Here is a 14,530-nt window from a genome sequence, read left to right on the forward strand (position 1 = left end):
TAAACTCCGGGCAGAACAGGCGAGGAACTGACCTTGATCAAGACAATCCACGCCATCGAAGGGCTAAGCCAATGGGTCGGCAAAGCCTTCGGATGGTGCATCCTAATATTGACACTTTCCGTGTCCTACGAAGTGTTCGTCCGTTATGTGCTTAACAAGCCAACCGTCTGGGCGTTCGATATGATGGTCCAAATGTACGGCGCTTTGTTCCTAATGGCCGGGGCATATGCATTAGCTCAAGATGCTCATGTCAGGGGCGACGTTCTGTATCGATTGTTCTCTGTCCGCTGGCAGGCCCGTGTCGATTTCGTTCTTTACATCCTCTTCTTCTTCCCCGGCATGTTCGCGTTGTTTTGGTACGGATGGGAGATAGCGAAAGACAGTTGGCGCTATGAAGAGGTCAGCTGGAACAGCCCCGCCCGAATCCAAATCTACTTCTTCAAAACTCTGATCCCAGTTGCTGGTTTCTTGTTGATGTTGCAAGGACTTGCGGAAATGGCGCGATGCTGGCTGGCAATGCGAAATGGTGTCTGGCTTGAGCGGCTAGATGACGTGCGCGAGACCGAGGACATGTTGATGGAAGAGACTATCGACAAAATTCGGACTACGGGCACCGAAGAAGGAGGCCGCAACGATGACTGATCCTCAGGTCGCCATCTTGATGCTCAGCCTCTTCATTGTTTTGGTGCTGCTGGGCTTTCCAATCGCATTCACACTGCTCGCTATGGGTGTTGGATTTGGGTACTACGCCTATTACCAGTCCGCGCCAGAGAGCATCGCGGATATTTTCAACAACAACATCTTCTATCTTCTCAACCAAAACACCTACTCGGTGATGGAGAACGACACGCTTGTTGCAATCCCATTATTCTTATTTATGGGTTACGTGGTTGAGCGAGCGAACATCGTCGATCGTCTGTTCTTCTCACTGTATATGGCTGCCCGAAACCTACCCGGGTCACTGGCAATCGCCGCACTTCTGACCTGTGCTGTATTCTCAACGGCGTCCGGGATTGTTGGCGCGGTTGTTACCCTGATGGGCCTGCTGGCCTATCCAGCGATGGCAAATGCAGGGTATCAACGTAGCTTCGCTTCTGGCGTTATCTGCGCGGGCGGTACTTTGGGCATTCTGATCCCGCCTTCGATTATGTTGATCGTCTATGCCGCAATTGCTGAGCTTTCGCCATTGCGTTTGTATGCTGCGGCGGTTTTTCCGGGATTGCTGCTGGCGGGTTTGTACATCGTCTACGTGATGGTACGCGTTTGGTTGAATCCATCGCTGGCACCGAAGCCGCAAGAGGACGACATTCCTCCAAAACGCCAGATCTATATGGACCTGTTGGTATCATTTGTACCTTTAACCGTTTTGATCATGCTGGTACTTGGCTCAATTCTAGGAGGCTTGGCGACCCCGGCTGAAGCAGCTGCAATGGGCGCATTGGGCGGACTGGTGCTAGCGATGCTTTACAGGTCGCTCACATGGGACAAGGTTAAACAAAGCGTTTTCCTAACTGCCAAGGCCACCGCAATGGTGTGCTGGTTGTTCGTGGGTTCATGGACCTTTGCGTCGATCTTTTCGTATCTCGGTGGACATGACGTTATCGAGCATTGGGTCGTTGGCATGAATCTGCAACCTTGGCAGTTCTTGGTACTAGCTCAGTTGATCATCTTCCTGCTTGGCTGGCCGCTTGAATGGTCCGAGATCCTCATCATCTTCGTGCCGATCTTTCTGCCTATGCTGGAGACCTTTGGGGTCAACCCGTATTTCTTCGCGATGCTGGTTGCTCTCAACTTGCAGACCTCGTTTCTGACGCCGCCGATGGCCATGTCAGCGTACTACCTAAAAGGGGTTCTCAAGAACCAGATCCAACTGATGGAGATCTTCAAAGGTTTGATGCCCTATCTGGCCATCGTGATCCTTTGCATGGTGCTCATGTACCAGTTCCCGGGCATCGCGCTTTGGTTGCCTGACTACCTATTTGGGGTTTGGGTGCCATGACCAAGCATGATCTGTCATTGTTCTCGGCGGTCCAATCCGCCGAGGGCATTCGGGACGGACGTTTTTCTTCCGAAGCACTAGTTGAAGACTGCCTGAAGCGTATCGAGGAAACCGACAGTGTTTTGCGCGCGTGGGCTTACCTTGACGCAGGCTTAGCGCTGGATCAGGCCCGCGAGTTGGATCGCATCAGAAAGGCAGGCCGGGCAACTGGTCCGCTGCATGGTGTGCCCGTAGCGCTGAAGGACATTGTCGACACAAAAGATATGCCCACCCAGCGGGGGACACCGATCTTTGAGGGCCGACAACCTGAAACAGATGCAAGGCTAGTTGAACTACTTCGAGAATCTGGCGCTGTCATCATGGGCAAGACAAAGACAACCGAGTTTGCCTTTATGCATCCGACCGACACCACCAACCCCTTCGACCAGAATAGAACACCTGGGGGGTCTTCAAGCGGATCGGCCGCAGCCGTAGCAGCCAGACACGTACCTTTGGCTATCGGGACACAGACCGGCGGGTCGGTCATCCGTCCGGCCTCGTTCTGCGGCGTTTTTGGCTTCAAGCCGACCCGTGGAATGATCTCGCGCAGCGGGGTTTTCAGGACGTCGGTTTCTTTGGATCACGTTGGGGGGTTTGCCAACTCGCTTGAGGATGTCGCTTTGCTGGCAGATGTGGTGGCCGGATATGACCAAAGCGATCCTGCCAGCTTTGCTCGGCCACGCGCGGAAATGTTGACCGGCGCTAAGGCGGACGTTCCGGTCGAGCCGAACATTGCCTGGCTGGATTTTCCGTTCAACGACCGCCTCGATGCAGATGCCCTTGATGGTCTGAATGCAGTGATTGACAGCCTAGGCGGCCGGGTCGAGCGCTTTTCGGTATCCCCTCAACTGGCTGATCTCATCAACGTACACAAAACGATCTATGACTTCGAAATTCGACAGAATATGATGGAATTTTCAGATGCCCATTGGTCGGAAATCAGCGCCGAGATGCACTCCGCAATAAACCGCGGTGCAAATATAAGCGAGGCCCAATACGAAGATGCCTTGTCCGTCATGGCATCTGCTCAAGGCTTTTTTGCAGAGTATTTCAACGAATTCGATGCAATCTTGGCCCCGGCAGCAACAGGAGAAGCTGTTCCACTGACTGTGGGGCACACCGGCGATTCCGTTTTTTGTCTGACCTGGACACTTGCGGGTTTGCCATGCCTCTCGCTGCCTTTGCTGGTCGGGCAGAACGACCTGCCCATCGGCGTTCAGCTTATTGGGGCTATCGAAGAGGATGGCCGGCTTTTACGCACGGCATCCTGGGTTCAACGCAGCTTACGAGCTCAGGAACAAAAGGGAGAGTAAAACGTATGTCACGTCTGACAAACATTTTCATGGGCATATTAGGCACCGGCCTGATGATGGTTTTCGTTCTTGGTCTCGCGCACAGTATCTCGACAGGATTTGCCGGGTTTTGGGGTGGTCTGCCGTTCTTGTGCATCGCAGTCTTTGTCATAGCATTAGCGCTTTACAACTTATGGGAAGACGCAATCAAAAAGGACTGATCCAATGAGCGATAAACCAGTCCTTTGGCTTCCACGCCGGCTGTCCGACGCAACCGTCGATCGCGCGCGCCGGGACTATGACGTAATCCTCAACGAGGCCGACACACCCGGCACTGCGGAAGAAATCATAGCCATGAGTGCGAAAGTCGACGCAATGATGCCCTGCCATTCGGAGCATTTCTCAAGCGAAGTCGTGTCGCAGCTAGACCCGCGCTTGAAGATTGTTGCAAACCATTCCGTGGGCGTTGATCACTGCGATCTTCCGGCCTTGGCGGCAAAAGGAATTGCGGTGACAAACACACCCGATGTCCTTTCTGATGCAACGGCAGAATTGGCCATGCTGCTCATGCTCGGAGCGGCACGACACGCGGTTCGAGGCGATCGCCTGATGCGGTCGGGCACCTGGGACAGTTGGAGCCCATCTTTCATGGTTGGCAAGCAAGTCACAGGTGCGCGCCTCGGCATCATCGGGATGGGGCGCGTGGGTCGGGCATTCGCAGAAAAAGCCCGTGGGTTTGATATGGAAATCCATTATTTCAACCGTACCCGCCTGTCGTCCGATCAGGAAAACGGAGCAATTTACCATGAAAACATCGAAACTCTGCTTCCAGTCGCCGATTTCCTGTCACTTCATTGCCCTGCTACCCCGGAAACTCTTGACCTGATGAACGCCAAACGTTTGGCCGAACTGCCGGACGGAGCAATACTCGTAAATTCGGCCCGCGGCGCCCTTGTTGACGAAGACGCGCTGTTGGACGCGATCGAAACCGGAAAGCTGTCTGCGGCAGGCCTTGATTGTTTTAAGACAGAACCGGGTGGTAACCCAAAGTTCGCCGCTTACGAGAACATCTTCATGTTACCGCATATTGGAAGCGCGACGAGGAAAACCCGTGACGCCATGGGTTTTCGCGCGCTGGACAACTTAGATGCGTTCTTCGCTGGCAAAACACCCCAAGACCTTTTGTAGAATAGGACACTTCAATGGCAAAACTAGCTTTCCTCGGATTAGGCGTAATGGGTTATCCGATGGCCGGTCACCTGAAGGCCGCGGGGCACGACGTTACGGTTTACAATCGAACGACCGCCAAAGCCGATGCGTGGGTGGCGGAACATGGTGGCTCTGCGCGCGCGACACCCCGTGAAGCCGCCGAAGGTGCAGAGTTCGTCATGACTTGCGTCGGGAATGACGATGACCTCCGAAACGTTTGCATTGGGTCAGAAGGCGCATTCAATGGCATGTCGCCGAGCGCGATACTTGTTGACCATACGACTGTCTCTGCCAAGGTTACGCGCGAACTTTACACTGCCGCGAAAGAACAAAGCCTGGGCTTTTTAGACGCGCCAATCTCCGGCGGTCAGGCAGGGGCAGAAAACGGCGTACTTTCGATTATGTGCGGAGGCGATCAGCCCGTATACGACGCCGCCGAACCTATCATGCAAGTATATTCGAAAATCTGCCGGCGTATCGGAGAGAGTGGCGCCGGGCAGTTAACAAAAATGAGCAACCAAATCGCGATCGCAGGATTGGTTCAGGGATTGAGCGAAGCACTGCACTTCGCCGAGAAAGCGGGCCTTGAGGGGCGTTGCGTTGTGGAAGTTATCAGCCAGGGCGCCGCTGGTAGTTGGCAGATGGACAATAGACACGAAACCATGCTCGAAGACCATTTCGACTACGGATTTGCGGTCGACTGGATGCGCAAGGATTTGGGTATTTGTCTTGATACAGCCAACGAAACCGGCGCAAGTCTGCCTGTGACCGCGCTGGTTGATCAATTCTACAAGGATGTCCAAAAACTTGGGGGCGGTCGCTGGGACACCTCTTCGCTTCTCAAACGCCTTAGGGCGCTTGACTAAACCACTAAATTTTGAAGCGCCCTGCGGGTCGAGGTAATCGGGTTCCCAAACTTCGATGTTTGTTTCACAATTCGGCATTGTTCAGGGCGGGAATGCCTCTGGCAACGGTTCATGCAGAAGTAGCACCAACAAAGCAGCACAGGTTGATGTATCCGCGGGATGGCACTGTGCTTACAATGCTGGCCTTGACACCCTGGCGGCTACGCGCTTTTGCGGGCCTTCACATCAGCGTTTCTACTTCACAATTGCCTCCACAGCGCACTACTCAGCTCAGTGTGTCGAAAAGCTAACGAATGAGCTTGAGGCACGGGAGTGTGATGAAATCTCTCATGTGGACATCTAATACAAACCCAAGGCAGTGAAGGTATCGATGGATGTCATGACGAAGATATTCAGCAGGTGATCAGTCGAGGCAGAGCTTATGCAATGGCTTCTGCCTCTGCCGACAAGCGGACGTTGGCCTGAGGCTCAGCAATGGCCGCTTCGGGCTCGAAGCGGTCGTTCGCTGCCGACGCAAAATAGATCGACGATTGCCCTTGGACCAGACATAAGATCAAAAAGGCAAAGCGCGACAATACACACTCACGCAATACTGCTGGTCGTTATCGCGACTCTGCCAGCGCTTTGGCCTTTTCGTACTCGTCCAGCAACGGCTGCATCATTTTTGGATCATATATCACCTTTTCCAGCCACCGTCTGAGCGGAAAGGTCTCGCCTTCGGCGATCATGGCTGCGAGGCTTTCAATGATTTCCGCTTCTTGGTCGAATTGTTCGAGCGCGGCGTTACCAGCGGCCTGATAGGCCATCATGTGTGGGCCGAACGGGCCTCCGAGGTCCAGATTTTCCTGTATCGTGTCCAGGCTCTCGCGATAGTTCCCGGCATGGAATAGCGAAACGCCCAGCATATTTCTGTAGGGCCGTCGGATGCTTAGGGGATCGAGGCTTAACGACCGTTTCAGCGGCGTGATCGCCTGATCCGATTTCCCGGCGTACAAAAGAAACATTCCCAGATAGCCATGAGCCAGGCTGGAACTCGGCTCCTGCTCGACCGCACGTTCGCCGAAATCAATCGCCTGTTGCGGATTTCCCATCAAGATTTCAAGAATGCCCAACGTCAACAGTGCACGAACACTCGCCGGGTCCTTTTCCAGTGCGATATCGGCATTTTGCCTGATAAGGTCGTGCGTTTCATCCGTGTTCGGAGCCAGCCCAAACCAGGTTCGATGCGCTTCTGCGAAGGCCAGCCCCGCATGACCGTGCGGTGCGTTCGGCTCCAACCGCACCACGCGTTGCAGCAATGTGTGTGCAGCGTCGAACCTCGAAGGGTCGCTTGGTGGGTGAATGATGTCCAGTGCCTGCTGATACAGAATTCTGGCATCCCGGCGGGTCCACCGCGCATCCTCTATTCTTGAAGTCAGTTCGGGGAACAATTCGATAGAGAAAATAGAACTAATCTCGCGCGAAATCTCTGTCTGGGTATCGAACCTGTCAGAGGATTTGTAGTCGAACCGCTCGGCCCAGATTTCGCTCCGACTGCTCACCTCGACAAGACCGATGTTGAGCCGATAGCCATCCGTCATGGTCTGCAGACTGCCCCTTAAAACATGGGTCGCACCCAGCTTGCGCCCCTCGTCGATCAGATCGACGGGCCCATCGGACAGTCCGGCCGTCGACGCATACGAGATCACGCGCAAGCCCTGTACCCGCGCCAGATCTGTTGTGATATCCTCGGCGATGCCGCGGGCCGCCACGGATGCAACAGCGCTGTTTCCCAACGGATTGAAGGGCATTACGGCAACGATTGGCAAATCCCCCCAGAGGTCATTGTCCGTGGTCGCCTGATCGTTAGAAGGGCTTTCAGTTTCGAACCTTTGGAACAGCAAGAAAGCTGTCAGGCCCACCAACAGCGTCAACAAAAGCAACACGACCCAGTTCGGAGCCCGCCAGCGGGTTCTGCCGCGCCTGTTTGTCCGATCTGGCGTATCAGAAGGCAACAAAGTTATATCCCGAAATTCGAACGACGGCACATAAGACCCTTTGGGAATGGTAATCACCAAGGGATCGTTGCTTCCATCTGTCAGGTAGTAGTGTTCCAGCTCGCGCCGCAAACGGCGCGCTTCCAGGCGTACAATCGGGTCTGAAGTCGCGTCGAAATCCTCGGAACGGCCCAGAACGGAAACTCCAATCGAATACCCTTTCACCCGGTCAGCGCGCCCGGCCAGTGTTTCATCGACGATGTATTTGAGGAACGCGCGTCGGCGGTCATTCGCACCAAACTGAGAACTCTCAAACATACGGTCGAGCTGTTCTTCTATCACCGCCTGTTCTAGAGGCGGCGCTGACTTCCGCTCGGATAACTGACTTTCCATCGCAGTATCTGTCGGCTGTGTTCGTTCCATCCAAACTAATCCAACAGTACCCAAGTTATTCGGACCACGTCCAGTATTACATTCAAACAAAAGAATTTTTAAGGTTCAGAACACGTTCAGAACATGTTCGTTACCCCAATCCACAGGCCTCGGATGTTAACTTGGTGTCTCCAGGGAGTGTTTGGGCAGACAGACCGTGGAAACAGATTCTCACTGACGGCCAATGGCCTTTGACGGGAGGGGAGCAAGTGGAAAACTTTCTTGCTGCCGGATGTTCCGAATTGGTTAAGCAATCGCCCAGCGATGAATTCACAATCGTGTCTTTGTCGCGGAGCGATCCAAAGTTTCAGGCGATTTGCCGTGACTTCGGCGAGGCAGTGACCGCCTTTCACAGCTTTCAAGCTGAAGGAGAAAACGGGCGAGCCCGAGCGGCCGAATACAATCAGATTTGCGAGGATCTGAGGCTCGAGCTGATGGAATACGTAAGCTTGGCCAAGGTCAGACCTAAGGCACAAGGTCACCACTGAAGCGGCACGATGGTCGCCCGAACAGGCAGCTTGCCCGACGCCGTAACCTGAATTCCAACACGCAAGGAGACGGGAATGAATAAACGAACCTGCCAGACGCTTTTCTTCGTATTTCCAATGGTGCTCTGCCTCATTTCCACTGCTCACGCACAGGACGGTGATGGCCAGGAGTGCAAGGCATTGTTTGTGCAAAATGCGGGTTCAGTGTCGATGACCGCGGACACGATCACGATGACAGATGTCAGCCCGATCGTCACATTCTTCTGTGATAGGCCGGTTCGGTATGCGGGGGTGCAAAGCATACAGGGCTTTCTGGACATGGTGTCCGAAGGCGACGACAGCTTTGCCGTGGACCCGCCCAACGCTTTACTGACCATCGTCGCGGATGGTGAACCGCCTGTTGATGTGGTCGTGGAGTTGTCGCAGCGGCCACTGAACGATCAGGGAACGATGACCTATCCAGGCGTCAAGATTATCAAGGGCGACATTCCACAAGCCACAGGCCCGGGGGCGCTGTTCATCGACCATTTCGGCCGACCAATGTCGCCTGGATCGGTGGCAGGTGTGCATCGCCGGCACGACCGCCGCGAGGTTCGTCACTGTGCCGCCGACAACCCCGATAACCCGAAAGATCTTTGCAACTGCGGGCCCGGCCTCGTCTGCAACTGAGACAAGATAAATGATGGAGGAGAATATGTTTTATTGCATTGGTAGAAGACTTCACAATTTGGCATTTGCCTGCACAACCTTGGCAATGTCATTTGGCGTCGCCGCAGCTTATGCCGAAAACCTGCCGACCGGCCGGACCGCCACGCAGATCAGTGACGAAGAGTATCCGGCCAGCTATTTCCCTAATACGGAAATCCTTGGGACCGATGAAATGCGGATCACCGCACTGGGGACTGGAATGCCGAACCAAACCAAGGCTGCAGTATCCATTTCGTTTCTCGTTGAACTTGGCAATGGCGACGTATTCCTGTTCGACATCGGAATGGGCTCGATGGGCAATCTATTTTCCCTTCGGCCAGACTTTTCGAAAATTGACAAAGTTTTCGTCAGCCACCTGCATGTCGATCATGTCGGCGACTTCATGGGGCTGCACATCGGCAGTTGGCTGTCGGGTCGATACACTCCTTTACGGATTTATGGTCCCACCGGATCGACTCCGGAAATGGGCATCAAGGCCTTCGTTGAAAACAGTAAGGCCGCCTACGCTTGGGATCTTGAAGGTCGCACAGGCGCATTGCCGGACGATGGAGCCAAGATTGAAGTCACCGAATTCGACTACATACAGGAAAATGAAATTGTCTACCAAGAAAATGGTGTGACGATCCGGTCATGGCCTGCGATTCACAGTTTGGATGGATCGGTAAGCTATTCGCTGGAATGGAACGGGCTGAAGTACGTGTTCGGTGGCGATACATATCCAAACAAATGGTACGTGAAATACGCTAAAGGTGCCGATCTCGCCACTCATGAGGCATTCCTGCCGCCTAAAGCACTGGCGCCTTATTTCGGCTGGAGCCTCGGACAAGCCACGTATGTTTCAACGCGCGTTCATACCGAACCGGCAGCTTTTGGGAAAGTCATGGCAGAGGTCAAACCGCGCCACGCCATGGGGTACCACTCCGTATTGTCGCCGGAAAACTATCAGGCAATCTTAGAGGGGATCCGTTCAACTTATGACGGTGAGTTGACGCTGGCCCGAGACCTGACAGTCATCAACGTGACCAAAGACAAGATCGTGGTACGAGAAGCATCGGTTGACGAATACGCGCTGCCCCCTTCCGTGTCGCAGGCCTATATCGACGCGCCACGGTCCAAGGAAAAGGAACCGTCCGACAAAGTTTTGGCAGGGAAGTGGAAGGGTTACACCCCGCCGAAGATGCCGGATGACAAGTAGCCCGCACTTGGAGGGCGCGTCACCGCCTAGCGCGCCCGTAAACCCAAGTATTGCAGGTCGATACGTCTCTGTCCGACTGCGTGAGGGAAAGTGTTTCAAGGAAAGAACGTATTTATAACAGCTCTTGCCAAATCCCCGACGTCCAAACCGGCCCGATTGGGCGTGCCATTGTCGGTTGTTCTTACCGCCCTGGCATCGTGTCCCGTAGCGGCGGCAGATGACTCGGAACTGGCCAAACAATTGTCGAACCCGCTGGCGTCGCTGATCTCGGTTCCGTTCCAGTTCAATTACGACACCGGTTACGGCAGCGAAGATGGCAATCAGACAACTTTGAACATTCAACCTGTCATACCCTTTTCCCTGAACGATAGTCTGAAGCTGATCACTCGGACGATCATTCCTTACAAATGGCAGGACGATGTTTCCGGCAAGTCCGGGAGCAACCAGGGTTTCGGGGATACGACGGTAAGCCTTTGGTTCAGCCCAACCAAGTCGTCGTTTACACGGGGCGTCGGACCCATCTTCTATTTGCCGACCTCCAGTAACCGTGAACTGGGCGTGGGCGAATGGGGCGGAGGGATAACTGGTGTCTTGCTGGTTCAGGAGGGGCCCTGGACCATCGGTGGGCTGGGCAACCATATCTGGTCATTCGAAAGCGACGACATCAATTCAACCTATCTTCAGCCCTTCCTGGCGCACACCACCAAGGACGCCTGGACATACACGGTGAATTCCGAATCCACTTATGATTGGACCACGGACGAGTGGACCGCCCCGGTGAACCTCATGATTTCAAAGCTTGTCAGATTTGGGAAACAGTGCGTGTCGCTGCAGGCCGGCGCGCGCTACTACCTGGCTTCTCCAGACTCCGGCCCCGATGGTTGGGGGGCTCGGCTGTCTGCGACACTTGTGTATCCGAGGTAGCTTAAAGGAGGACGTGACGGCGTTTCTACTGCCTATGACGAGAGTGTCGACACAAATCAGATGCCTGTTGGCGGTATTGGCGGTTTCCGTCTTTGCGACCGCCACAAGGGGTGACGTGATCCCGTACAGCGGGGCGGAAGTCGCCAGGAATATTGCGGTGTTTCGGATAGAGGACGAGGGCGTCCGTCTTGAGCTGGAAATCTACCCCGAGGACTTGGCTGAATTCGAACGCGCTTTTCAGTCAAGCCTTGCGTCTGCATCGCCTACGACCCCGGCCAAATTTCATCAGCCATCTGGCGAGGGTCTGGAAAGCATTCGAATTGCGCGCGCTGACGGGAAACCGCTGCCGTATGACCTGCTGACCGTGAAACGTCGGCAAAGAGTAGACCGGGCCTCGCCTTTTGCCGGAATGACCGACCCCCTCACCGGAAGGCCGATCCCGGGCCCGCCTGAAAATCCGGACGTTCTGTATCTTGAGGTTTTCTACAGTTTCGAGGGCGCGCGACCTGAAACTCTGATCCTGAGCCCACCCTATGCCGAGGATGGAGCGCCCGTTGCCTCAATTGGGTTCATGGTTTTCGACCGCGCGGTCCCGGTTTCGCTGTTCAGTTTTCTGAAAACAGATATGCAACTGACGATTGATTGGGCCGATCCGTGGTTTTCAGCCTTCACAAACCCCAATCTCAACCGCTCGGCACAAGACGGCACTTCGTCATTCCTTTATGTGGCGCCGCGTGAACTTCGGCACGAGATCCTCATCCGGGTTCGGGACCTTGCGCCGTGGATCGGACAGGAATTGACGACGGGTAGCCAGCTGGACTCTGCTTTTCAGTCGCAGATTCTAACCGCTGCGTTAAAGGCATTCAAAACCCGAAATTCGTTGAGTATTTCGGGAAATGTAGTTCCACCTGCACTTGCTCGGGGAGCATTTCTGACCTTAGGAGAACGAGGGTTTCAAGTCGTAGACGGCCATCCAACGCTGATAGCCGATACTACGTTTGTCGGGGTGATACTGACCTATCCGATCTCGGAGATGCCAACCCGAGCCTCAATCAACTGGGACATGTTTGATGATACGATCCAGAATGTCCCTATAACGCTGACAGACATTGCCGGCCCGTTCTTCGCCTGGGCATCACCGGACGAACCGGTCGTCACATGGACCAACCATCTGAAACGATACAACAACCCCGAAGTCACGCCGGTTCAAGCTGCCGGCATCTTGGTTATTCCGTCGTGGACGGTGTTGGCTGTTGTCTTGTTCGTGGGCGCAGGTGTGTTGGCGTTCCGATCATCCAAGACCTTGATATGGATTGGCGTTGTGGCGCTATCAACAATATCTCTTATTGCGGGCATCGCTTTTTCAGGGAAACACGCAATTCCGGTCCTAAACCCGATCTCTGGCCAATCTGACGCACAGATTGTGACGAATGCACTATCCCGTCTTCTGACCAACACATATGTAGCCGCTCTCGAAGTGTCCTCCGAAGATAGGAAACTGGCGCTTGCACCGATCGTCATGGGCGCATCGCTATCTAATGTGGCTACTGAGTTGGAAACCAGCCTGACGATCCGGGTGCCCGGTGGTGGCCGGGCGCAAATCGTCGACGTCACGGATGTCGTTATTGTCGAAGGCGACATAACCCGCAGAGGACAGTTCGAAGGCGTTGTACAATGGAGCGTCGACGCACAGGCCGCACATTGGGGGCATGATCACCGTCGGCGCGTCGACTATCGCGCCCGGGTAGAATTCCAGCCTGACCGAGGAAACTGGGCTCTCTCCGCCATCACAGTGTTGGAGGCACGTTCACCAGATGTCTGATCGTATGCGAAAAATCCTGTTGGTTTGTGTAACTGCCTGTCTGATCGTTTCTGCGGTCGCAAGCCAGGCGCATTTCCTTCTGAACCTCAATGTGCGCATCTTTCATGTTGAACACACAAACGACGGCCTCCGCATCTTTATGCGCGTGCCGATGCCATATCTTGTCGCGGACAAGACTGGCGAACCAGTCGAGGGCGGTCTTCCCTCAGCCGCACCATTTACGACCAATGCTTTTGAGGATGGCCGCGTGGTTCACTTTGTCGATCCCGCCGAAATCGCCGTAGACCCGCTTGGGCTCGGCCAAATCGCTGAGATTGGTACGGTCTTAGAGTCCCGGAAAGCACATGTTCCTGGTAATGTTGAATCTGTTGCGCTTCATCGTGTGGGCCAAGAACCCGGCTTTGCAACTTTGAATGAAGCCAAACAAGCCGTATCTCAAGGCTCAACCCTGCAGGCCAATCCGCCTGCCTATGTCGGCGACGTGGTTGTGGACATTGTAATACTCTACAATTTCGGGCATGCACCTTCGGCCTACACCCTATCCAGCCTGCTAAATCCCGGTTTGCCAGACCAGGATATGACCGCGAACCTCATCCTGGATTACGGTGCCGGCGATCCATTGATTTTTCGAACACGGGGGCTGATGAAGGACCCGATCGAGGTCTCCCGATCCAGTATGGCGGGGATCGTTACCTTTGTCTGGGAGGGGGTGCGCCACATTCTGGAGGGCATCGACCATGTCCTGTTCGTTGTTTGTCTGGTCATCGGAGCGCACGGATTGCATGCGCTTCTATGGCGAGTCACCGGCTTTACAGTTGGTCACAGCGCTACCTTGTCGCTTGGCTTCTTTGGCTACGTGCCATCGGGCGCATGGTTTGTCCCATTCGTGGAAACGGGCATTGCTTTGTCCATAATCTATGCGGCTTTTCTGGCAGTGTCGAAGGGCAGCTCAGATATCGGCTCCAACAGAAAGGTTTTTGCCATTACCGTCCTGATGGGCCTTCTTCACGGTCTCGGCTTCAGTTTCGTTTTGCACGAGATTCTGCAAGTAACGTCTCCGAATATCTGGCAGAGCCTATTGGCCTTCAACGTCGGCGTTGAAGTTGGTCAACTGGCAATTGTCCTGGTGACCTGGCCGCTTCTGTCCCTTTTTGCAAGGTTCGGCCCAACTCCGGAGATGTCGCTAAGGGTGTCGATTGCGATCGGGTGCGGAACGATTGCAAGCTGGTGGACTCTTGAGCGCGGAAAAGACTTTCTGGAGATGTTACTAAGCTAAATTTAAGACACTGAAGCCAAGCAAGAACCCTGTCTGAAGTTAGTAGAACACTCATCCCCTCACGGTCAGTGTTGCTTGGAAGCGGCCAATGCGAATGCAGGCAGACGTCAAAGCTGCGATCCGCACCAAAAGTGACATGCGTTTGCCTGAGCATGGAGTTTGCTTTCGACACCAATGTCCGGTTCAGGAAAGCTGCAATGCAGCGACTTCGGAGATTGTGAACGGCAGGAATGGGCCGTCCTTGCCATGATCAACGGCAGCAATGCGCGGTTCGCACCCGTTCTTAAAGCGCGCGGCATCTGTC

The 14,530-nt window shown here is 54.4% G+C and carries 13 protein-coding genes; 12 read left to right on the forward strand and 1 reads right to left on the reverse strand.

What is annotated here, in order from left to right:
• Window positions 1-33: 33 nt before the first annotated feature.
• The 6 genes from ACR0KS_RS12860 to ACR0KS_RS12885 are packed head-to-tail and all read left to right on the forward strand — an operon-like array spanning window position 34 to window position 5,405.
• Window positions 34-642: a TRAP transporter small permease subunit gene (locus tag ACR0KS_RS12860; protein WP_170486366.1), complete on the forward strand. Its 609-nt coding sequence runs from the start codon at window positions 34-36 to the stop codon at window positions 640-642.
• Window positions 635-1,999 carry a TRAP transporter large permease gene (locus tag ACR0KS_RS12865; RefSeq protein ID WP_170486367.1) on the forward strand — a complete coding sequence of 455 codons (1,365 nt, stop codon included), beginning with the start codon at window positions 635-637 and terminating at the stop codon, window positions 1,997-1,999. The genes ACR0KS_RS12860 and ACR0KS_RS12865 overlap by 8 nt, the downstream gene beginning before the upstream one ends.
• On the forward strand, window positions 1,996-3,351 hold the full coding sequence (locus ACR0KS_RS12870) for an amidase (RefSeq protein ID WP_170566146.1): 1,356 nt from the start codon (window positions 1,996-1,998) through the stop codon (window positions 3,349-3,351). The genes ACR0KS_RS12865 and ACR0KS_RS12870 overlap by 4 nt, the downstream gene beginning before the upstream one ends.
• A gap of 5 nt (window positions 3,352-3,356) precedes the next feature.
• Window positions 3,357-3,551: a hypothetical protein gene (locus tag ACR0KS_RS12875; RefSeq protein WP_170566149.1), complete on the forward strand. Its 195-nt coding sequence runs from the start codon at window positions 3,357-3,359 to the stop codon at window positions 3,549-3,551.
• Between the two features lie 4 nt (window positions 3,552-3,555).
• Window positions 3,556-4,518 carry a 2-hydroxyacid dehydrogenase gene (locus ACR0KS_RS12880; RefSeq protein ID WP_170566152.1) on the forward strand — a complete coding sequence of 321 codons (963 nt, stop codon included), beginning with the start codon at window positions 3,556-3,558 and terminating at the stop codon, window positions 4,516-4,518.
• Between the two features lie 14 nt (window positions 4,519-4,532).
• On the forward strand, window positions 4,533-5,405 hold the full coding sequence (locus ACR0KS_RS12885) for an NAD(P)-dependent oxidoreductase (RefSeq protein ID WP_170566155.1): 873 nt from the start codon (window positions 4,533-4,535) through the stop codon (window positions 5,403-5,405).
• A gap of 602 nt (window positions 5,406-6,007) precedes the next feature.
• On the opposite strand, the gene ACR0KS_RS12890 is transcribed toward ACR0KS_RS12885, so the two are convergent.
• Window positions 6,008-7,804, reverse strand: coding sequence for a hypothetical protein (locus tag ACR0KS_RS12890; protein WP_170566158.1), 1,797 nt, complete (start codon window positions 7,802-7,804; stop codon window positions 6,008-6,010).
• Between the two features lie 218 nt (window positions 7,805-8,022).
• On the opposite strand from ACR0KS_RS12890, the gene ACR0KS_RS12895 reads away from it, so the two are divergent.
• The 6 genes from ACR0KS_RS12895 (at window position 8,023) to ACR0KS_RS12920 (ending at window position 14,226) form a co-directional block, all read left to right on the forward strand.
• Window positions 8,023-8,301: a hypothetical protein gene (locus ACR0KS_RS12895; protein ID WP_170385044.1), complete on the forward strand. Its 279-nt coding sequence runs from the start codon at window positions 8,023-8,025 to the stop codon at window positions 8,299-8,301.
• Window positions 8,302-8,376: 75 nt separating this feature from the next.
• Window positions 8,377-8,970, forward strand: coding sequence for a hypothetical protein (locus tag ACR0KS_RS12900; protein ID WP_170566161.1), 594 nt, complete (start codon window positions 8,377-8,379; stop codon window positions 8,968-8,970).
• Window positions 8,971-9,055: 85 nt separating this feature from the next.
• On the forward strand, window positions 9,056-10,204 hold the full coding sequence (gene gntH, locus ACR0KS_RS12905; RefSeq protein ID WP_170566164.1) for a guanitoxin biosynthesis MBL fold metallo-hydrolase GntH: 1,149 nt from the start codon (window positions 9,056-9,058) through the stop codon (window positions 10,202-10,204).
• 162 nt (window positions 10,205-10,366) lie between these two features.
• On the forward strand, window positions 10,367-11,128 hold the full coding sequence (locus ACR0KS_RS12910; RefSeq protein WP_480693241.1) for a transporter: 762 nt from the start codon (window positions 10,367-10,369) through the stop codon (window positions 11,126-11,128).
• A 157-nt stretch (window positions 11,129-11,285) separates the two neighbouring features.
• Window positions 11,286-12,950: a hypothetical protein gene (locus ACR0KS_RS12915; RefSeq protein WP_170566167.1), complete on the forward strand. Its 1,665-nt coding sequence runs from the start codon at window positions 11,286-11,288 to the stop codon at window positions 12,948-12,950.
• Window positions 12,943-14,226, forward strand: a complete 1,284-nt coding sequence (locus ACR0KS_RS12920) for a HupE/UreJ family protein (RefSeq protein ID WP_170566169.1) — start codon at window positions 12,943-12,945, stop codon at window positions 14,224-14,226. Before ACR0KS_RS12915 ends, ACR0KS_RS12920 begins: the two co-directional genes overlap by 8 nt.
• Window positions 14,227-14,530 lie beyond the last annotated feature (304 nt).

The organism is Ruegeria sp. BC7, from assembly GCF_056539165.1.